This window comes from Mycobacterium sp. (assembly GCF_035506235.1).
Lineage (GTDB): Bacteria > Actinomycetota > Actinomycetes > Mycobacteriales > Mycobacteriaceae > Mycobacterium.
The window spans coordinates 18,629-37,486 of record NZ_DATJPU010000001.1; the positions used below are offsets into that span (position 1 = coordinate 18,629).

The 18,858-nt window shown below is 69.4% G+C and carries 19 protein-coding genes and 1 pseudogene; 17 read left to right on the plus strand and 3 right to left on the minus strand.

All coding sequences use genetic code 11. From position 1 onward, the window contains the following. Positions 1-135: 135 nt before the first annotated feature. Positions 136-687, plus strand: a complete 552-nt coding sequence (locus tag VMD50_RS00115) for an MPT63 family protein (protein WP_325423629.1) — start codon at positions 136-138, stop codon at positions 685-687. 94 nt (positions 688-781) lie between these two features. Beyond that, positions 782-1,717, plus strand: coding sequence for a lysophospholipid acyltransferase family protein (locus VMD50_RS00120; RefSeq protein WP_325423631.1), 936 nt, complete (start codon positions 782-784; stop codon positions 1,715-1,717). A 55-nt stretch (positions 1,718-1,772) separates the two neighbouring features. Here the strand turns inward: VMD50_RS00120 and VMD50_RS00125 are convergent, their stop codons facing one another. Continuing rightward, complete coding sequence (locus VMD50_RS00125; protein ID WP_325423633.1) at positions 1,773-2,519, minus strand: winged helix-turn-helix domain-containing protein; 747 nt, start codon at positions 2,517-2,519, stop codon at positions 1,773-1,775. A 201-nt stretch (positions 2,520-2,720) separates the two neighbouring features. Beyond that, positions 2,721-2,963, minus strand: coding sequence for a microaggregate-binding protein 1 (mbp1, locus tag VMD50_RS00130; protein ID WP_325423635.1), 243 nt, complete (start codon positions 2,961-2,963; stop codon positions 2,721-2,723). 354 nt (positions 2,964-3,317) lie between these two features. Between mbp1 and pyrH the strand changes: the two genes are divergently transcribed. The 6 genes and pseudogenes from pyrH to VMD50_RS00160 form a co-directional block, all read left to right on the plus strand. After that, complete coding sequence (gene pyrH, locus VMD50_RS00135; RefSeq protein WP_325423637.1) at positions 3,318-4,103, plus strand: UMP kinase; 786 nt, start codon at positions 3,318-3,320, stop codon at positions 4,101-4,103. Positions 4,104-4,121: 18 nt separating this feature from the next. Continuing rightward, positions 4,122-4,679, plus strand: coding sequence for a ribosome recycling factor (gene frr / locus VMD50_RS00140; protein WP_325423639.1), 558 nt, complete (start codon positions 4,122-4,124; stop codon positions 4,677-4,679). A gap of 123 nt (positions 4,680-4,802) precedes the next feature. Further along, a complete protein-coding gene (locus tag VMD50_RS00145; RefSeq protein ID WP_325423700.1) occupies positions 4,803-5,624 on the plus strand; it encodes a phosphatidate cytidylyltransferase in 822 nt (273 codons plus the stop codon). 22 nt (positions 5,625-5,646) lie between these two features. Beyond that, positions 5,647-6,759, plus strand: coding sequence for a dual-specificity RNA methyltransferase RlmN (rlmN, locus tag VMD50_RS00150; protein ID WP_325423641.1), 1,113 nt, complete (start codon positions 5,647-5,649; stop codon positions 6,757-6,759). A gap of 149 nt (positions 6,760-6,908) precedes the next feature. Further along, positions 6,909-7,415, plus strand: coding sequence for a disulfide bond-forming protein DsbE (dsbE, locus tag VMD50_RS00155; RefSeq protein WP_325423643.1), 507 nt, complete (start codon positions 6,909-6,911; stop codon positions 7,413-7,415). Positions 7,416-7,419: 4 nt separating this feature from the next. Further along, positions 7,420-8,340 (plus strand): annotated as a pseudogene (locus tag VMD50_RS00160) (cytochrome c biogenesis CcdA family protein); the annotation flags it as partial. Here VMD50_RS00160 and VMD50_RS00165 read toward each other — a convergent pair. After that, positions 8,341-8,595 (minus strand): DUF2631 domain-containing protein, encoded by a 255-nt coding sequence (locus VMD50_RS00165; protein ID WP_325423702.1) that lies wholly within the window; start codon positions 8,593-8,595, stop codon positions 8,341-8,343. It lies immediately after the preceding pseudogene. Between the two features lie 77 nt (positions 8,596-8,672). Here VMD50_RS00165 and dxr point away from each other — a divergent pair, with 77 nt between their 5' ends. The 9 genes from dxr (at position 8,673) to VMD50_RS00210 (ending at position 18,855) form a co-directional block, all read left to right on the plus strand. Next, positions 8,673-9,884: a 1-deoxy-D-xylulose-5-phosphate reductoisomerase gene (gene dxr, locus VMD50_RS00170; protein ID WP_325423645.1), complete on the plus strand. Its 1,212-nt coding sequence runs from the start codon at positions 8,673-8,675 to the stop codon at positions 9,882-9,884. Positions 9,885-9,903: 19 nt separating this feature from the next. Further along, positions 9,904-11,124, plus strand: coding sequence for a M50 family metallopeptidase (locus VMD50_RS00175; RefSeq protein ID WP_325423647.1), 1,221 nt, complete (start codon positions 9,904-9,906; stop codon positions 11,122-11,124). 24 nt (positions 11,125-11,148) lie between these two features. After that, positions 11,149-12,315, plus strand: coding sequence for a flavodoxin-dependent (E)-4-hydroxy-3-methylbut-2-enyl-diphosphate synthase (gene ispG / locus VMD50_RS00180; protein ID WP_325423648.1), 1,167 nt, complete (start codon positions 11,149-11,151; stop codon positions 12,313-12,315). 55 nt (positions 12,316-12,370) lie between these two features. Further along, the gene (locus VMD50_RS00185; protein WP_325423650.1) at positions 12,371-13,225 is read left to right on the plus strand and encodes a GNAT family N-acetyltransferase; all 855 of its coding nucleotides are present in this window, start codon (positions 12,371-12,373) and stop codon (positions 13,223-13,225) included. A 150-nt stretch (positions 13,226-13,375) separates the two neighbouring features. After that, a complete protein-coding gene (locus VMD50_RS00190; RefSeq protein ID WP_325423652.1) occupies positions 13,376-15,202 on the plus strand; it encodes a penicillin-binding transpeptidase domain-containing protein in 1,827 nt (608 codons plus the stop codon). Between the two features lie 34 nt (positions 15,203-15,236). Then, the gene (locus VMD50_RS00195) at positions 15,237-15,833 is read left to right on the plus strand and encodes a DUF1707 SHOCT-like domain-containing protein (RefSeq protein WP_325423654.1); all 597 of its coding nucleotides are present in this window, start codon (positions 15,237-15,239) and stop codon (positions 15,831-15,833) included. A gap of 50 nt (positions 15,834-15,883) precedes the next feature. Further along, positions 15,884-16,741: a type I methionyl aminopeptidase gene (gene map, locus VMD50_RS00200; protein WP_325423656.1), complete on the plus strand. Its 858-nt coding sequence runs from the start codon at positions 15,884-15,886 to the stop codon at positions 16,739-16,741. A 13-nt stretch (positions 16,742-16,754) separates the two neighbouring features. Continuing rightward, positions 16,755-18,254 carry a cobyric acid synthase gene (locus tag VMD50_RS00205; protein ID WP_325423657.1) on the plus strand — a complete coding sequence of 500 codons (1,500 nt, stop codon included), beginning with the start codon at positions 16,755-16,757 and terminating at the stop codon, positions 18,252-18,254. Positions 18,255-18,303: 49 nt separating this feature from the next. Next, positions 18,304-18,855, plus strand: a complete 552-nt coding sequence (locus VMD50_RS00210; protein WP_325423704.1) for an alpha/beta hydrolase — start codon at positions 18,304-18,306, stop codon at positions 18,853-18,855. The last annotated feature ends 3 nt before the right edge of the window (positions 18,856-18,858 follow it).

Sequence of the window (18,858 nt, forward strand, 5' to 3'; positions counted from 1 at the left end):
TCGTTAATGCAGGTAATGGCGCAGTTTTGGAAATTGGGCGTTTATCGGGGTTTAGCTCCGCGGCGTACCGGTTATGCCCACGAAGTGTGGTTATCGCCCTACATGGGAGCGATTGTTCGACACGAAAGGAATACCATGAAGGTCACCACAACCGCTGTAAAGAGTGCTATTGCTGCCGGCGGTATAGCGGCTGCAGGCGTTTTCGCAGCAGCAACCGCTTCCGCTGCGCCCAACATCCAGGGATTCGGCACCAGCGAACAGCTCGTCGACGGGCCCCTGATCACCAACTACACCGTGAGCAACCTGCAGCCGAGCAACGCCTCGATTCCCGGCTACACCCCCAAGGGAACGCTCTACCAGGCGGACGTCACCGCCAGGTCGGACGGTGGACTCGTCACGCCCATGGTCAAGGATTTCATCGCCCGCGGGCCCAACGGCCAGAACTACCGGGTGATCGACAAGGCCGGGGCACCGAACGGGCTTAACCCGGCGCCGATCCCGCAGGGCAGCGAATCGACCGGCACCCTGTACTTCGACGTGACCGGCGCACCGCCGAATGGCGTCGTCTACAACGACGGAATGCAGGACATTCTGATCTGGACGTCGAACGTGCCCGGCGGCTCGGCGCCCGCGCCCAGCGTGAGCCCGGCACCCGGCCAACCCCCGGCGCCGGCGCCCCACACCTGATCGGGTTGCAAACATCTCCCCGCGCCTCCCCATTGGCGCGGGGAGATTTGCGTCTGCGGGCATCCCGCGCGACCGAATCGGGTACCCGACAGCCATGAGTAACCCCGATCAGAGGCCAGCCGAAATACGAGCACAAGCGAAGCTCCACGCCAAGCGGGCGCGGGTGACGATGGACGAGCGGCGCAAGAAGCAGGACGGCGGTATCGCCGGCTGGCTCGCCGAGCGCGCGGGCAGGTGGGACCTCAGCGGCCAGGACGAGGCCACGCTGCAACGCCAGAAGTTCTTCTGGAATGTGCTGGTGGACTACTGGTTCCGCATGGAGCTCGACGGCTGGGAGAACATCCCCGCGCCGCCGGCGCTGCTGGTGGGCATCCACTCGGGCGCCCCGTTCGTCTGGGACGCCTGGACCGTCGGCCTGCAATGGTGGCGGCGCTTCGGCCAGGACCGCCCGCTGCACGGCACGGCGCACGACGCGTTGATGGCGATCCCGATCTTCGGGCGCTACTTCCGTTCGATGGGCGTGCTACCGGCCGCCCCGGACGCGATCGCCACCGCGTTGGCGGAGGGGCGCGACGTGGCGCTGTGGCCGGGCGGCGAAGTGGACTCGCTGCGGCCGTGGACCGAGCGTGACCGCGCCAACCTCGCGGGGCGAAAGGGGTTCGTGAAGATGGCGATCCGCGCCGGCGTGCCGATCGTGCCGATCGCGACCGTCGGTGGCGCCGACGCGATGCCGGTGCTGATCCGCGGCGAGCGCCTGTCGAAGGCGCTCAAGCTCGACCGGGTGCTGCGGCTCAAGGTCTTCCCGCTGGCTGTCTCCCTGCCCTGGGGGATCGCCCCGGCGGCGCTGCCGCAGCTGCCGCTGCCGGCCAAGATCAGGACCCGGTTCATGCCCGCCGTCGAGCTCGACCACGATCCGGCGCGCGCCGACGACGACGCCTACGTCGACCGCAAGTACCACGAAGTCGAAGTCTCGATTCAGGAAGGCATGGACGCGCTGGCGCGAAAGCGGGCGCTGCCGCTCTTCGCGTGAGCTTTCCGGGCGAAAAGGCCGGCGCGACAGGGTATTTCGAACCCGACGGACCCCGTTATTGCGCCACCGGGTCGGTGGCGGGCCGTGTCGTCGACGTCCAGAGCGGAGCCAGCGTCGATTCGCTGAGGATCCATTCGGGTTGCGGCGGCGTGGGCGCCATGTACCCCACACCCCGGACGGTGTCGATCATCGATTCGTGTTCGGCTCCCAGCTTGGCGCGCAGTCGCCGCACGTGAACATCGACCGTGCGGACCCGTCCGCTGCAGTCGTAGCCCCACACTTCGTGCATCAACCGGGTGCGGGTGAACGCCCGGCCGGCATGTTGCACAAGGAAATTCAATAACTTGAACTCGGTGAGGGTCAGGCCGAGGTCCGCACCCTTGAGCGAGCCCGTGAAGCTGGCCGGGTGCAGCAGGAGCTCACCGAATTTGAGCGTGCCGTCTATCGCGCTGCGGCGGCGCGAGATCGCCAGGCGCAGCCGTGCCTGCAGCTCGTCGGCCCCGGCGGCGGGCAGCAGCACGTCGTCGAAGTGCCAGTCGACGTCCACCGCGACGAAGTCGGCCGGCGCCACCACGGCCACCACCGCGATGGACGGTGCGTCGGACGTCAACCGGCGGCAGGCGCTGCGCGCGGCATCGAGGTTGGTACGCGCGTCGATGATCGCGACATCGGCACTCCCGCGATGCCCGTCGACACCCTCGGTGAGGGGAATACGCCGCACCCGATCCGTGAACGACTTCAGGGTGGGCAGCGCCGCTTCGAAGTCGTCGTCATCCGTAAGGAGCAAAACGTCCAAAGACATCTCCAAACTCGTGAGTTTGTCATCGCCCCCCCACCCGTAGGCACCTCACGGCGAGATGTCTGCAGCGCAGCGCTGATTACCCCATTCAGAGCGGAACTATGCAGAGTTTATGCCCGCGTTCGCGCGGTCAATGCTCCGACCCGGGTACGCCGATGGGCCCGGCCCGTTTACACGGACCGGACCCATCCTTGCGGCAAGCTGCTACTGGTTGGCCTTCTGGCGCTCCTCAGCTGCCTTGGCGCCGCCGCGCGCGGCATCGGCTTCGGCTTCCTTCTTTGCCGCGTCGCGCTGGGCCTCGGCCTTGTCCTGCTGGGCCTGGCCCTCGCGCGTGAGGTCGTCGCGCCCGGTCACCGCGCCGACGGCTTCCTTGGCCTTACCCTTGACGTCCTCGACGACGCCCTTGACTGCTTCGGCAGGTCCGGACTTGTTCTCGTTGTCCGCCATGGATGGCTCCTCCTCATTGGCGTACGTGCTTGAGCAACTGCTCGCCGCCGATCGCCGGAGCGATCGACCCGTCACACGGCGGGGCGTGGTCCTTATTCTCAAGACCCTGGGTTCGCCCCCCGCGATGGTGCCTATTCCCCATGGCGCCGCCCGCTCAAACATCTGGCGCCGGAAGGGAAGCCGCGGCGGCGTCGCGCCGGTTGACCTTGGTCGACGCGCCCGGGGTTCCGCTTAATTCGCCAACTGTGCAGATAATGCACCCCGCTTACGCCACATTGTGTTGCGATGGGGCAGGATGTGAAATGCCGTTCCGGACGAGTTCGCCCGGGATGGCACTCTCATGCGAGGAGTCTGATGACGGAGCCGACGAGAAGCGCCAACGGCGTACCGCCGTCGTCGCCCGGGAGCGCCCTTCCCGGGCAGCCGGAGAACCGAGCCAGGTATTCGAGGGTCCTGCTCAAGCTCGGTGGCGAAATGTTCGGCGGCGGCCAGGTCGGCCTGGATCCCGACGTCGTGGCGCAGGTGGCCCGTCAGATCGCCGAGGTCGTCCGCGGCGGGGTGCAGGTCGCGGTGGTGATCGGCGGCGGCAACTTCTTCCGGGGCGCGCAGCTTCAGCAGCGCGGCATGGAGCGCACGCGTTCGGACTACATGGGCATGCTGGGCACCGTCATGAACAGCCTGGCCCTGCAGGACTTCCTGGAAAAGGAAGGCATCGTCACCCGGGTCCAGACTGCGATCACGATGGGTCAGGTCGCCGAGCCCTACCTGCCGTTGCGGGCCGTCCGCCACTTGGAGAAGGGGCGGGTGGTGATTTTCGGGGCCGGCATGGGCCTGCCGTACTTCTCCACGGACACCACGGCCGCGCAGCGCGCGCTGGAGATCGGCGCCGAGGTGGTCCTGATGGCCAAGGCGGTCGACGGGGTGTTCTCCGCGGACCCGCGGCTCAACCCGGAGGCCGAGCTGATCACCGCGATCAGTCATCGCGAGGTCATCGACCGCGGGCTGCGCGTGGCCGATGCCACCGCGTTCAGCCTGTGCATGGACAATGGCATGCCGATCCTGGTGTTCAACCTGCTGACCAGTGGGAATATCGCTCGGGCGGTCGCTGGTGAGAAGATCGGAACGCTGGTCACCACCTGAGGGGAAGGAGCGGCGCACATGATTGATGAGGCTCTCTTCGATGCGGAAGAGAAAATGGAGAAGGCCGTATCCGTGGCCCGTGACGACCTGTCAACCATCCGAACCGGGCGCGCCAACCCGGGCATGTTCTCCCGGATCGTGATCGACTACTACGGCACCAACACCCCGATCACCCAGCTGGCCAGCATCAACGTCCCCGAGGCGCGGCTCGTCGTCATCAAGCCCTACGAGGCCAATCAGCTGCACGCCATCGAGACGGCTATCCGCAACTCCGACCTCGGCGTGAATCCCACCAACGACGGCACACTGATCCGGGTGGCGGTACCGCAGCTCACCGAGGAGCGTCGCCGTGAGCTGGTCAAACAGGCCAAGCACAAGGGGGAAGAGGCCCGGGTGTCGGTGCGCAACATTCGCCGCAGGGCAATGGAGGAGCTGCACCGCATCCGCAAGGATGGGGAAGCCGGGGAGGACGAGGTCGGCCGGGCCGAAAAGGACCTCGACAAGACCACGCATCAGTACGTCGCGCAGATCGACGAGCTGGTCAAGCACAAAGAAGGCGAGCTGCTGGAGGTCTGACGACCGCTCAGCAACCTAACCGTGGTGACTACCGGCGCAGGCGCCCAGCCCGACGAACCGCGGCGTGGGCGCAGGGAGACGACGCAGCAGCCGGCGAAGAAGACGTCGCGGGCCGGGCGCGACCTGCGCGCCGCAATCGCGGTGGGAGTCAGCATCGGCAGCGTCCTCATCGTGACGCTGGTGTTCGCCCCGCGCTGCTGGGTGGTCCTGTGCTCGGGGGCCGTCCTGGTCGCCAGCTACGAGGTGGTGCGCCGGCTGCGTGAAGCCGGATACGTCATTCCGCTCATCCCGTTGCTGATCGGTGGGCAGCTCACCATCTGGCTGACCTGGCCGTATCGCACCGCCGGGGCGCTGGCCGGCTTCGGGGCCACCGTCGTGGCCTGCATGGTGTGGCGGCTCTTCATGCAGGACAACAGCAAGCGGCCGGAGCCGTTCGCCGGTTCGCCCTCGGCGAACTACCTGCGCGATGCGTCAGCCACCGTCTTCCTGGCCGCCTGGGTCCCGCTGTTCGCCTCCTTCGCCGCGCTGCTGGTCTACCCCAAGGACGGCGCCGGACGGGTGTTCTGCCTGATGATCACCGTCGTCGCCTCCGACGTGGGTGGCTACGTCGTGGGGGTGCTGCTGGGCAAGCATCCGATGGTCCCTGCGATCAGCCCGAAGAAGTCGTGGGAGGGGTTCGCCGGCTCGCTGGTCTTCGGGATCCCGGCCGCGATGCTCACCGCGACCTTGCTGGCCCACAAACCACTGTGGGTCGGCGCGTTGCTGGGGGTGGTGCTGGTCATCACCTGCACGCTGGGTGATCTGGTGGAATCCCAGATCAAGCGCGACCTCGGCATCAAGGACATGGGCCGGCTGCTGCCCGGGCACGGCGGCCTGATGGACCGGCTCGATGGCGTGCTCCCGTCGGCGGTCGCCGCGTGGACGATCCTGACGCTCGTGCGCTGAGGTGGCCGATACTGGACAGGTCATGGTCGAACGATTGGTTTTCTCCGAACCGCGCCCGGGCAGGCCGCCGCGCCACCTGGCGGACCTCGACGCGGCGGGCCGCGCGTCGGCCGTCGCGGAGCTGGGCCTGCCGGCGTTTCGCGGCAAGCAGCTCGCGCACCAGTACTACGGCCGGCTGATCGCCGATCCGCAACAGATGACGGACCTTCCCGCGTCCGTACGCGACGTGATCGCGGAGGCGATGTTCCCCACGCTGCTCACCGCGGCCGCCGAAGTCACCTGTGACGAGGGGCAGACGCGAAAGACGTTGTGGCGGGCCGTTAACGACCCTGCTGGCGCCACAGTCGAATCGGTGCTGATGCGCTACCCGGACCGCAACACGGTGTGCATCTCGTCGCAGGCCGGGTGTGGCATGGCCTGCCCGTTCTGCGCCACCGGCCAGGGCGGGCTGACCCGCAACCTGTCCACCGCCGAGATCGTCGAACAGGTGCGGGCGACCGCGGCGGCGCTGCGCGACGACTTCGGCCCGGTTCCCCAGCGGCTGTCGAACGTGGTCTTCATGGGTATGGGGGAGCCGCTGGCCAACTACGCCAGGGTGCTGGCCGCGGTGCGGCGCATCACCGAGCCGCCGCCGCACGGCTTCGGCATGTCGGCCCGCTCGGTGACGGTGTCCACGGTGGGCCTGGCTCCGGCGATCCGCAAACTCGCCGACGAACGCCTCGCGGTGACGCTGGCGCTGTCGTTGCACGCGCCCGACGACGAACTGCGCGACACGCTGGTCCCCGTCAACAACCGGTGGAAGATCGCCGAGGCGCTCGACGCGGCCCGATATTACGCCGACGTGACCGGTCGGCGGGTGTCGGTCGAGTACGCCCTGATCCGCGACGTCAACGACCAGCCGTGGCGGGCAGACATGCTGGGCAAGCGGCTGCATCGCGCCCTCGGCCCGCTGGTGCATGTGAACCTCATCCCGCTCAACCCGACCCCGGGCAGTGACTGGGACGCCAGCCCCAAGCCGGTGGAGCGGGAATTCGTGCGGCGGGTCCGGGCGGCCGGGGTTTCGTGCACGGTGCGGGATACCCGCGGCCGTGAGATCAGCGCCGCCTGCGGACAGCTGGCCGCCGAAGGCGGGTAGCTGCGCCGAGCGTGAAGCTGTTGTGAGTCTTTCGCCAATTTTTCGCGCTGGTTTCACGCTCGACAGGCGATGGGCGGATGAGCCGAAGGCTGAACCTCAGCGGCGCCGAACACGTCTTTAAGGCATAACACCAGCGAACGAGGGGGTGGGTGATGGTCCGCTTGTTGTCTCCGCTCAGGTTATTTGCCGCGGCCGTTTTGGCCGTTGCCCTGATCTTCGGGCTGGCCGAGGCCCCGCGCTCGGCGGCCGCCGACGAGCGCCTGCAATTCACCGCAACCACGATCGGCGGCGCGGCGTTCAACGGCGCCGGCCTGGAGGGCAAGCCGGCGGTGCTGTGGTTCTGGACGCCCTGGTGCCCGTTCTGCAACGCCGAGGCTCCCGGGGTCAGCCAGGTGGCCGCCGCCAATCCGGGCGTGACGTTCGTCGGCGTCGCGGCGCACTCCGACGTCGGGGCCATGCAGAACTTCGTCTCCAAGTACCACCTGAACTTCACCAACCTCAACGACACCGACGGCTCGATCTGGGCCCGCTACAACGTCCCCTGGCAGCCGGCCTACGTGTTCTACCGGGCGGACGGCAGCTCGACGTTCGTCAACAACCCCACCGCGGCCATGCCCCAGAACGAGCTGGCCGGCCGGGTGGCCGCGCTGCGCTGAGCCCGTGGATCGAGGTCTGGTCGGCCTGGCCTTCGCCGCGGGACTGGTCGCGGCGCTGAACCCCTGCGGGTTTGCCATGCTGCCCGCCTACCTGCTTCTCGTGGTGCGCGGGCAGCGGCCCACCGAACGTGCACCCACTGCGAAAAAAGCGCCAAAATCTCGCAGCCAGTGCACGTTCGGCGCAGGGTCCGCGACGAGCCCCATTGGCGCGGTGGGCCGGGCGCTGGGAGCCACCGTCGGGATGGCGCTCGGATTTTTGACGGTGTTCGGATTCTTCGGCGCGCTGACCATATCGGCGGCCAGTACCGTGCAGCGCTACCTGCCGTACGGCACCGTGGTGATCGGCGTCGTGCTTGTCGCGCTTGGGGTTTGGCTGCTGGCGGGTCGGGAATTGACGGCTTTGACGCCCCGGCCGCCCCGCCCGCGGTGGGCTCCGACGGCGCGGCTGGGGTCCATGTATTCGTATGGAGTCAGCTACGCCGTCGCGTCGCTGTCGTGCACCATCGCGCCGTTTCTGGCGGTCACCGCGGGGGGCTTGCGGAGCGGATCGGTGATCACGGGCGTCTCGATCTACCTCGCCTATGTCGCGGGGCTGAGCTTGATCGTGGGGGTCCTGGCCGTCGCCGCGGCCTCGGCCAGCTCGGCCCTGGCCGACCGGCTCAGGCGCACCCTGCCGTTCGTCAACCGGATCAGCGGCGCGCTGCTGGCGCTGGTCGGGCTCTACGTGGGCTACTACGGCGTCTACGAGTTGCGCCTGTTTCACGCCGACGCGAGTCCCCAGGACGCGGTGATCACGTCGGCCGGACACCTGCAGGGCGCGCTGGCCGGCTGGGTGCACCAACACGGCGTCGTGCCCTGGGTGGTGGCCCTGTTCGTGCTGGTGGCCGGTGCGCTCGCCGCCGCCGGATACCGCCGGGTGCGGCGGCTACCTGAGCCAGCCGCGGCGGCGGCCCCACAGGTCGCGCACCAGAACGACGAGCGTGAGGACGGCAAACGCGATCAGGAACCAGTTCTCGATGTGGCCGACGTGGTTTCCGCGCAGCATCGCCAGCAGGAAGATCACGATCAACAGCCCGGTGGCGTGCCAGGTGCGGTGATTGATCCTGCTCCACCCCCAGGCTGCGGACGGCACCTCGGCGACGTCGACGCCGTTGTAGTGCTCCACCTCGGTACTGGCCACGGCGAATCCCTTTCGTGATCGGCTGGTACGGAGATTCTGACACACCCCATGCGACACGGAGCGGGCACAATGAGTGAGTGACGAACCCGACGACCGAGGGCCGCCTGCGCGTGCTGGTGCTGGGCAGCACTGGCTCGATCGGTACCCAGGCGCTCGAGGTGATCGCGGCCAACCCGGACCGTTTCGAGGTGGTCGGGCTGGCCGCCGGGGGCGCCAACCCGGAGACCGTGGCGCGGCAGCGCGCCGAGACCGGGGTGACCAACATCGCGATTGCCGACGAGCGCGCGGCCGCGAAGCTCGGGGACGTCCCCTTCCGGGGCCCCGAGGCGGTCACCCGCCTGGTCGAGGAGACCGCCGCCGACGTCGTGCTCAATGCCCTGGTCGGGGCCCTGGGCCTGCGGCCGACGCTGGCCGCGCTGGATTCGGGGGCCCGGCTGGCGCTGGCCAACAAGGAATCGCTGATCGCCGGCGGCCCGCTGGTGCTGCAGGCGGCGCGGCCGGGCCAGATCGTGCCCGTCGACTCCGAACACTCCGCGCTGGCCCAGTGCCTGCGCTGTGGGAGCTCCGACCCCGAAACAAACGAGGTCGCCAAGCTGGTGCTGACCGCCTCGGGCGGCCCGTTCCGCGGCTGGGCCGCCGCCGACCTCGAGGCCGTGACCCCCGAGCAGGCGGGCGCGCACCCCACCTGGTCGATGGGCCCGATGAACACGCTGAACTCGGCATCGCTGGTCAACAAGGGGCTCGAGCTCATCGAAACCCACCTGCTGTTCGGCATTCCGTACGACCGGATCGACGTCGTCGTGCACCCCCAGTCGATTGTTCACTCGATGGTCACCTTCATCGACGGCTCGACCATCGCCCAGGCCAGCCCGCCGGACATGAAGCTGCCCATCTCGCTGGCCCTGGGCTGGCCCCACCGGGTGCCCGGGGCGGCGTCCGCCTGTGACTTCACGACCGCCTCTAGCTGGGAATTCGAGCCGCTGGACAGCGGGGTTTTTCCCGCCGTCGAGCTGGCCCGCCATGCCGGCCAGACCGGCGGCTGCATGACCGCCGTGTACAACGCGGCCAACGAAGAGGCGGCCGGGGCGTTCCTGCGGGGCCGCATCGGGTTCCCCGCCATCGTCAAAACCATCGCCGACGTGCTGGACGCCGCCGACCAATGGGCGCCCCGGTTGGGCAAAGTACCCGCTAACGTGGATGAGGTACTCGACGCGCAGCGCTGGGCGAGGGAGCGGGCGCAGCGCGCGGTTGCGCACGCGAGTGCCCACAAAGTCTCGGGAATGGTTTGAGAAAGGTCCTGGCAGCCTGATGATGTTCGTAATCGGCATTGTGCTGTTCGCGCTCGCCATCCTGATCTCGGTGGCTCTGCACGAGTGCGGCCACATGTGGGTCGCCCGCGGCACCGGCATGAAGGTGCGCCGCTATTTCGTCGGCTTCGGACCCACGCTGTGGTCGACCCGGCGCGGCGAGATCGAGTACGGCGTCAAGGCGATCCCGCTGGGCGGCTTCTGCGACATCGCCGGCATGACCCCGGTCGAGGACCTCGCGCCCGACGAGGCCGACCGCGCGATGTACAAGCAGGCGACCTGGAAGCGGGTCGCGACGCTGTTCGCCGGCCCGGGCATGAACTTCGTCATCTGCCTGGTGCTGATCTACGGCATCGCGCTCGTCTGGGGGCTGCCCAACCTGCACCCGCCCACCCGGGCCGTGGTGGGCGAAACCGCTTGCGTGGCACCGGAAGTGGCCCCGGGGAAGGTCGGCAACTGCACGGGGCCCGGTCCGGCTGCGCTCGCCGGAATCCGCACCGGCGACGTCGTCGTCAAGGTCGGCGACACGCCGGTGTCCACGTTCGAGGACATGGCCGCCGCCGTGCGCAAGTCGCACGGCACGGTTCCCGTCGTCGTCGAGCGCGACGGCGCCACCATCACCACCTACGTCGACGTCACGCCCACGCAGCGCTACCTGAGCAACGGGGCCAAGGGGCAGAGCAAGCCCGAGGCCGCCACGGTCGGTGCCATCGGCGTCGGCGCCGTCAGGACCCCGCCGACGCACTACAACGTCGTGTCGGCGATACCGGCCACCTTCGCCTTCGCCGGCAACCTGACCGTCGAGGTGGGCAAGGCGCTGGTGACGATCCCGACGAAGGTGGGGGCGCTGGTGCACGCCATCGGCGGCGGGCAGCGCGACCCGCAGACGCCGATGAGCGTGGTCGGGGCCAGCATCATCGGCGGCGACACCGTCGACCACGGGCTGTGGGTTGCGTTCTGGTTCTTCCTGGCCCAGCTGAACCTCATCCTGGGCGCGATCAACCTGGTGCCGCTGCTGCCCTTCGACGGCGGCCACATCGCGATCGCGGTGTTCGAGAAGATCCGCAATCTGATCCGGTCGGCCCGCGGCATGGTCGCGGCGGCGCCGGTGAATTACCTGAAGCTGATGCCCGCCACCTACGTGGTGCTGGTATTCGTGGTCGGCTACATGCTGCTGACCGTGACCGCCGACCTGGTCAACCCGATCAGGCTTTTCCAATAGTTTCCGATAGGAAGAAGGCGAACAGTGACCGTTGGGCTGGGCATGCCGGACGCCCCGGCGCCCACGCTTGCGCCCCGGCGCACCACGCGGCAACTGATGGTGCGCGACGTCGGGGTCGGCAGCGACCATCCGATCTCGGTGCAGTCGATGTGCACCACCAAAACGCATGACGTCAACACGACGCTGCAACAGATCGCCGAACTGACCGCCGCCGGCTGCGACATCGTGCGGGTGGCCTGCCCGCGCCAGGAGGACGCCGACGCGCTGGCCGAGATCGCCCGGCACAGCCAGATCCCGGTGATCGCCGACATCCACTTCCAGCCGAAGTACATCTTCGCCGCCATCGACGCCGGGTGCGCCGCGGTGCGGGTGAACCCCGGCAACATCAAGGAATTCGACGGCCGGGTCGGCGAGGTCGCCAAGGCCGCGGCCGCGGCCGGGATCCCGATCCGCATCGGCGTCAACGCCGGCTCGCTGGACAAGCGGTTCATGGAGAAGTATGGCAAGGCCACCCCGGAGGCGCTGGTCGAGTCGGCGCTGTGGGAGGCCTCGCTGTTCGAGGAGCACGGCTTCGGCGACATCAAGATCAGCGTCAAGCACAACGATCCCGTCGTGATGGTCGCCGCCTACGAGCAGCTGGCCGCCCGGTGCGACTACCCGCTGCACCTCGGCGTCACCGAGGCCGGTCCCGCGTTCCAGGGCACCATCAAGTCCGCGGTCGCCTTCGGCGCCTTGCTGTCGCATGGCATCGGCGACACCATCCGGGTGTCGCTGTCGGCGCCGCCGGTCGAGGAGGTCAAGGTCGGGATCCAGATCCTCGAGTCGCTCAACCTGCGGCCGCGCGGGCTGGAGATCGTGTCCTGCCCGTCGTGCGGTCGCGCACAGGTCGACGTCTACACCCTGGCCAACGAGGTCACCGCCGGGCTGGACGGGCTGGACGTGCCGCTGCGGGTCGCCGTGATGGGCTGCGTCGTCAACGGCCCGGGCGAGGCCCGCGAGGCCGACCTGGGGGTCGCGTCGGGAAATGGCAAGGGGCAGATCTTCGTTCGCGGCGAGGTGATCAAGACCGTGCCGGAAGCCCAGATCGTCGAGACGCTCATCGAGGAGGCCATGCGGCTGGCCGCCGAGATGGGGGACGATCACGATCCTCAAACAGAAGCGAGCGGTTCGCCGATTGTGACCGTAAGCTGATGGGGGCTTGTGCCCTTGCACTGATCGTCTTTTCGCACCACAGAGAGTTCCGTAGATGTCGGCTCCGCCCATCTTGCGCCTTGTCGGCGAGCGACGGGTGTCCGTGGTGCGTGACGCCGCCGCCGTCTGGCGCGTGCTCGACGACGATCCGGTCGGGTCGTGCATGGTCGCGGCCCGCGTGGCGGACCACGGCATCGACCCCAACTCGATCGGCGGGGAACTGTGGACCCGTCGTGGCCCGGACGAGTCGCTGTGCTTTGCCGGCGCCAACCTCATCCCGCTGCGCGGGGCACCGGCCGACCTGAACGCCTTCGCCGACGAGGCGATGAGCGGGACCCGGCGCTGTTCCTCGCTGGTCGGCAGGGCGCATCTGGTAATGCCGATGTGGGAGCGGCTCGAGCCGGTGTGGGGCCCGGCGCGTGACGTCCGCGACGACCAGCCGCTGATGGCCCTGACCCGCCACCCGAACTGCGACATAGACGTCGGCGTGCGCCAGGTCCGGCCGGACGAGCTGGACGCCTACCTGGTGGCCGCCGTCGACATGTTCATCGGCGAAGTGGGGGTCGACCCGCGGCTCGGCGACGGCGGCCGCGGCTACCGCCGGCGGGTGGCCAGCCTCATCGCGGCGGGGCGGGCGTGGGCGCGCTTCGAGCACGGTCAGGTGGTCTTCAAGGCCGAGGTCGGGTCGCAGTCGCCCGGGGTCGGCCAGATCCAGGGGGTCTGGGTGCACCCGGAGTGGCGCGGCCAGGGCCTGGGCACCGCGGGCACCGCGACGGTGGCCGCCGTGATCGTCGGTAGCGGCCGGGTCGCCAGCCTGTACGTGAACAACTTCAACACGGTCGCCCGCGCCGCGTACGCCCGCGTGGGCTTCACCGAAGTCGGCACCTTCGCGACGGTCCTGCTGGACTAGGTTTCTCCCCACCCGAGCGTCACCCTGGCGTGACGCTCGACGCCGAACCTCACTCTGGTTTGACGCTCGGCAGCCCAAATCCGCGCATAACGGTTGTGTCTCGGTGTGTCGACGCCTGTCGGCGGCCCAGCGTTCATAACATCTGTACCGATGGCCACAAAAACCCCACTGGTATCAGCAACGGTCAGCCTGCTGCTCGTGGGCGTCATCGCCCTGTCCGGGTGCACCCCGCGGCCCGACGGCCCGGGCCCGGCCGCCGAGAGGTTCTTCCGCGCCTTGGGGATCGGGGACACCGCGACGGCCGCCCAGCTCAGCGACAACCCGAACGAGGCCCGCGAGGCGCTCAACGCCGCCTGGGCCGGACTGCAGGCCACCCACCTGGACGCGCAGGTCCTCAGCGCCAAGTACGCCGAGGACACCGGCACGGTCGACTACCGCTTCACCTGGCACCTGCCCAAGAACCGGAGCTGGAGCTATGACGGCCAGCTGCGGATGGCCCGCGACGAGGGGCGCTGGGAGGTCCGGTGGGCCACCACCGACGTGCACCCCAAGCTGGGCGAGCATCAGACGTTCGCGCTGCGGGCCGATCGGCCGCGGCGCGCGTCGGTGAACGAACTGGGCGGCAGCGACGTGCTCGCGCCGGGCTACCTGTACCACTACACGCTGGACGCCGCGCAGGCCGGGCCCGCCCTGATCGGGACCACCCACGCGGTGGTCGACGTGCTGCGGCCGTTCAACAACACGCTCGCCGATCCGCAGCTGCTCGCCGAGCAAGCGAGCTCGGCGACGCAGCCGCTGGACTTGGGGGTCACGCTGCACCCGGACGACAACGACAAGGTTTTCCCCGCGATCGGCAGGCTGCCCGGCATCGTGGTCACACCGCAGGCCGAGATGTTGCCGACCGACCCGCATTTCGCGCCGGCCGTCATCGCCGAGGTGAAAAAGGCCGTGATGGACCAGCTCGACGGCCAGGCCGGCTGGCGGGTGGTCAGCGTCAACCAGAACGGCGTCGACGTGGCCGTGCTGCACGAGGTCGAGGGGTCGCCGGCGCCATCGGTGTCGATCACCCTGGACCGCGCGGTGCAGAACGCCGCGCAGCACGCGGTCGACACCCGGGGCGGCAAGGCGATGATCGTCGTGATCAAGCCGTCGACCGGGGAGATCCTCGCGATCGCGCAGAACAAGGGCGCCGACGCGGACGGCCTGCCGGCCACCAACGGCCTGTTCCCGCCCGGGTCGACCTTCAAGATGGTCACCGCCGGCGCCGCCGTCGACCGCGACATGGCCACGCCCAACACGATGCTGGGCTGCCCGGGCCACATCGACATCGGGCACCGCACCATCCCCAACTACGGCGGCTTCGACCTGGGCGTGGTGTCGATGTCGCGGGCGTTCGCCAGTTCGTGCAACACCACGTTCGCCGAGCTGAGCAGCAGGATGCCGCCCCGCGGCCTCACCCAGGCGGCCAACCGCTACGGCATCGGGCTGGACTACACGGTGGACGGCATCACCACGGTGACGGGGTCGGTGCCCCCCACGGTCGACCTGGCCGAGCGCACCGAGGACGGCTTCGGCCAGGGCAAGGTGCTGGCGAGCCCCTTCGGCATGGCCCTGGTCGCGGCCACCGTCGACGCCGGCAAGACCCCGGTGCCGCAGCTGATCGCCGGGCGGCCGACGACGGTCGAGGGCTCGGACGTCCCGGTCACGCCGATCTCGCCGAAGATGGTCGATGCGCTGCGGCCGATGATGCGGCTCGTGGTGACCAACGGGACCGCCAAGGAGATCGCCGGCTGCTGCGGCGAGGTCTACGGGAAGACCGGCGAGGCCGAGTTTCCGGGCGGATCGCACTCGTGGTTCGCCGGGTACCGCGGCGACCTGGCCTTCGCGGCGCTGATCGTCGGGGGCGGCAGCTCGGAATACGCGGTCCGGATGACCAAGGTGATGTTCGAGTCGCTGCCGCGGGATTACCTGGCCTAGAGCCCCCGCGCCCGCGCGGCGGTAAATTGCCAGCATGGGCGAAATATCCGGGGGAGACATGGTGGCTCCGATGTCACTGCGGGTCTCCGACGCCGACCGGAACGGCACCATGCGGCGGCTGCACAACGCCGTCGCGCTCGGGCTGATCGACATCGACGAGTTCGAGCAGCGCTCGTCGCAGGTGTCGTACGCGCGCACCCGGAGCGAGCTGGACAGTCTGGTCGGTGACCTGCCCGGGCCGGGCGCGATCGTCACGTCCGCGGCCGACCGGGTCGAACTGCGCGGCTGGGCCGGTTCGCTGAAGCGGCACGGCGAATGGACCGTGCCCACCAGGCTGGCGCTGGTGCGCCGGCTGGGCTCGGTCGAACTGGACCTGACCCGGGCCCGGTTCGCGGGGCCGGTGGTGGTCATCGAGCTCGACATGAGGTTCGGCTCGGTGGAGGTCCGGTTGCCCGACCGCGCCAGCGCCTCGATCGACGACGTCGAGGTCTACGTCGGCAGCGCCAGCGACCGCCGCAAGGACGCGCCGGGCGAGGGGACGCCGCACGTCGTGCTGACGGGCCGGGTGGTGTGCGGGTCGGTGACCGTCCGGGGGCCGCGGCGGTCGTTGCTGCGCCGCGGCAAGGCGTGATGTCGCGCTCGACGCCGCGCCCTCCCGGCCGACGCGATTAAGCTGGCCCCATGCCTGCTCGGACCGCGCTTTCCCCCGGAGTGATATCGCCGACTCTGCCGGTGCCCGGCCGCATCCCGCGCCCGGAATACGTCGGCAAGCCCACCGCGCAAGAGGGCAGCGAGCCGTGGGTGCAGACGCCGGAGGTCATCGAGAAGATGCGCGTCGCGGGCCGGATCGCGGCCGGCGCGCTGGCCGAGGCGGGCAAGGCGGTCGCGCCCGGTGTGACGACCGACGAACTGGACCGGATCGCCCACGAGTACATGATCGACAACGGGGCCTACCCGTCGACGCTGGGCTACAAGGGATTCCCGAAGTCGTGCTGCACCTCGCTGAACGAGGTGATCTGCCACGGCATCCCCGACTCGACGGTGATCGAAGACGGTGACATCGTCAACATCGATGTCACCGCCTACATCGACGGGGTGCACGGCGACACCAACGCCACCTTTCTGGCCGGCGATGTCTCCGAGGAGCACCGGCTGCTGGTGGAGCGCACCCGCGAGGCCACGATGCGTGCGATCAACGCCGTCAAACCGGGCCGCGCGCTGTCGGTCGTCGGCCGCGTCATCGAGTCTTACGCAAATCGGTTCGGGTACAACGTGGTTCGTGACTTCACCGGCCACGGCATCGGCACCACGTTTCACAACGGCCTGGTCGTGCTGCACTACGAGCAGCCCTCCGTGGCGACGATCATGCAGCCCGGCATGACGTTCACCATCGAGCCGATGATCAACCTCGGCGCACTGGAATACGAGATCTGGGACGACGGCTGGACGGTGGTCACCAGGGACCGCAGGTGGACCGCCCAGTTCGAGCACACCCTGCTGGTCACCGACACCGGCGTCGAGATCCTCACCTTGCCGTGACGCGCCGAGAAAGGTGAGCGGGGCCCTGCTGGTCGCCGGCACCAGTTCCGACGCCGGGAAATCGGTGGTGGTGGCGGGGCTGTGCCGGTTGCTGGCCCGCGGCGGGGTCCGGGTGGCGCCGTTCAAGGCGCAGAACATGTCCAACAACTCCGTGGTCACCGTCGAGGGCGGCGAAATCGGCTGCGCCCAGGCGCTCCAGGCGCGGGCGGCGGGGCTCGCGCCCAGCGTGCGATTCAACCCGATCCTGCTCAAACCGGGCAGTGACCGGACATCGCAGCTGGTGATCCGGGGTCAGGTCGCCGAGTCGGTCACCGCGGCCGGCTATGTGCACCATCGCGACCGGCTCGCAGGCATCGCCTTCGATGAATTGTCCTGCCTGCGCCGCGAATTCGATGCGGTGATCTGCGAGGGAGCCGGGTCGCCCGCCGAGATCAACCTGCGGGCCACGGATTTGGCGAACATGGGGCTGGCCCGGGCCGCGAACCTGCCGGTGCTCCTGGTCGGGGACATCGACCGTGGCGGCCTGCTCGCGCACCTGTTCGGGACGGTCGCGGTGCTCGAGCCCGACGACCAGGCGTTGATCGCCGGCTTTGTCGTCAACAAATTCCGCGGGGACCCCGCGCTGCTGGACCCCGGGCTGCAGCAGTTGCGCGCCCTGACCGGGCGCCCGACGTACGGCGTGTTGCCCTACGCCGACGAGCTCTGGCTGGACGCCGAGGACTCGCTGTCGGTGGTCGCGCAGCGCATCGTGGGCAGGCCGGCGCCGCCGCGCGGCGACCAGTGGCTGCGGGTGGCCGCGGTGCGGCTGCCCCGGATCTCCAACTCCACCGATGTCGAGGCGCTGGCGTGCGAGCCCGGCGTGTTGGTGCGCTGGGTCGCCGACCCGGTCGACCTGGCCGACGCCGACCTGATCGTGCTGCCGGGCAGCAAGGCCACCGTCGCCGACCTGTCCTGGCTGCGCGATCGCGGCCTGGCCGGCGCGATCGTCGACCACGCCCGGGCCGGCGGGCCGGTGCTGGGCATCTGCGGCGGGTTCCAGATGCTGTGCAAGCGCATCGAGGACACGGTGGAATCCGCGGCGGGGGAGGTCACCGGGCTGGGGTTGCTGGACGCCGACATCGCCTTCGCGACGGCCAAGGTCTTGCGCCGCTGGCAGCGGCCCCTGACCGGTTACGAAATCCATCACGGGCGCCTCGTCCGGTGCGCCGAGGACGCGTGGTTCTCCGTCGACTCGCAACTCCACGGCATCGCGCGCGGGGCGGTCTACGGAACCCACTGGCACGGGCTGCTCGACAACGACGACTTCCGTCGCGCGTGGCTCACCCGGGTCGCCGATGCGGCCGGGCGGAGCGGGTTCGTCCTCGCCGACACCAACGTCGCCGCGCGGCGCGATGCCCAGCTGGACGCGATCGCCGAGCTGCTGGCCGCCCATCTCGACGTCGACGCCGTCCTGGGCCTGCTGGACGGCCCGCCGCCGCGACGGCCGCAGCTCGCGACCCGGCTGCAGCCGTGAAACCTCGCGCGAGCTGGCCCATTGGCTGTAGCGTGCGTGGGTGCACTCGATGATGAACACGCTGGACGGATTTCCGGTCCCGGTGTCCGTCGCCGGCCCGGAAAAGGGCGTCGTCGTCGTCATCCTCGGCGACCAGGAGCGTGCGCCCGTCGCTTATGAGGCGGTATGCGAGCGCCTGCACACCGCTTCGCTGCGGACCGTCGTCATCGGCCTGGATCAACGGCTTACCGCCAAATCGGTGGTGGGCATACTCGACGCGCTGGGGATCCGCTGGGCCGTGGTCTTCGGCGACCGCGCCGGCGGTGAGCTGGCCTGGGAACTGGCGGCGACCCGGCTGGGCCGGTTCGTGGGTCTGATCGTCATCGACCGCGGGCATCCGCGGGTGCCCGACTCCACCGGGGTGGTCCTCGACGAGCACTGCCCGCCGGTCGAAATCGGCACCACGGTGCTGGTCAGCTCCGCGGCCGCCCGGGCGGCCGCCGCCGCGAGCCAGAGGTACGTCTACGCCGAATACCGCGTGGTGGACCTGGGCCGGCGCACCGTGCAGGAGTCGACGGCGCAGGTGGCCGCCGAGATCGTCTTGCGCACCAGCACCTGGTAGCCG

Bases quoted from the DNA above. Each gene is read 5' to 3' on its own strand.
- VMD50_RS00185 (WP_325423650.1), top strand. From the start codon at position 12,371: ATGTCGGCTCCGCCCATCTTGCGCCTTGTCGGCGAGCGACGGGTGTCC.
- mbp1 (WP_325423635.1), bottom strand. From the start codon at position 2,963: ATGGCGGACAACGAGAACAAGTCCGGACCTGCCGAAGCAGTCAAGGGC.
- VMD50_RS00190 (WP_325423652.1), top strand. From the start codon at position 13,376: ATGGCCACAAAAACCCCACTGGTATCAGCAACGGTCAGCCTGCTGCTC.
- VMD50_RS00195 (WP_325423654.1), top strand. From the start codon at position 15,237: ATGGGCGAAATATCCGGGGGAGACATGGTGGCTCCGATGTCACTGCGG.
- VMD50_RS00175 (WP_325423647.1), top strand. From the start codon at position 9,904: ATGATGTTCGTAATCGGCATTGTGCTGTTCGCGCTCGCCATCCTGATC.
- map (WP_325423656.1), top strand. From the start codon at position 15,884: ATGCCTGCTCGGACCGCGCTTTCCCCCGGAGTGATATCGCCGACTCTG.
- pyrH (WP_325423637.1), top strand. From the start codon at position 3,318: ATGACGGAGCCGACGAGAAGCGCCAACGGCGTACCGCCGTCGTCGCCC.
- VMD50_RS00210 (WP_325423704.1), top strand. From the start codon at position 18,304: ATGATGAACACGCTGGACGGATTTCCGGTCCCGGTGTCCGTCGCCGGC.
- VMD50_RS00120 (WP_325423631.1), top strand. From the start codon at position 782: ATGAGTAACCCCGATCAGAGGCCAGCCGAAATACGAGCACAAGCGAAG.
- rlmN (WP_325423641.1), top strand. From the start codon at position 5,647: ATGGTCGAACGATTGGTTTTCTCCGAACCGCGCCCGGGCAGGCCGCCG.
- frr (WP_325423639.1), top strand. From the start codon at position 4,122: ATGATTGATGAGGCTCTCTTCGATGCGGAAGAGAAAATGGAGAAGGCC.
- VMD50_RS00125 (WP_325423633.1), bottom strand. From the start codon at position 2,519: ATGTCTTTGGACGTTTTGCTCCTTACGGATGACGACGACTTCGAAGCG.
- VMD50_RS00115 (WP_325423629.1), top strand. From the start codon at position 136: ATGAAGGTCACCACAACCGCTGTAAAGAGTGCTATTGCTGCCGGCGGT.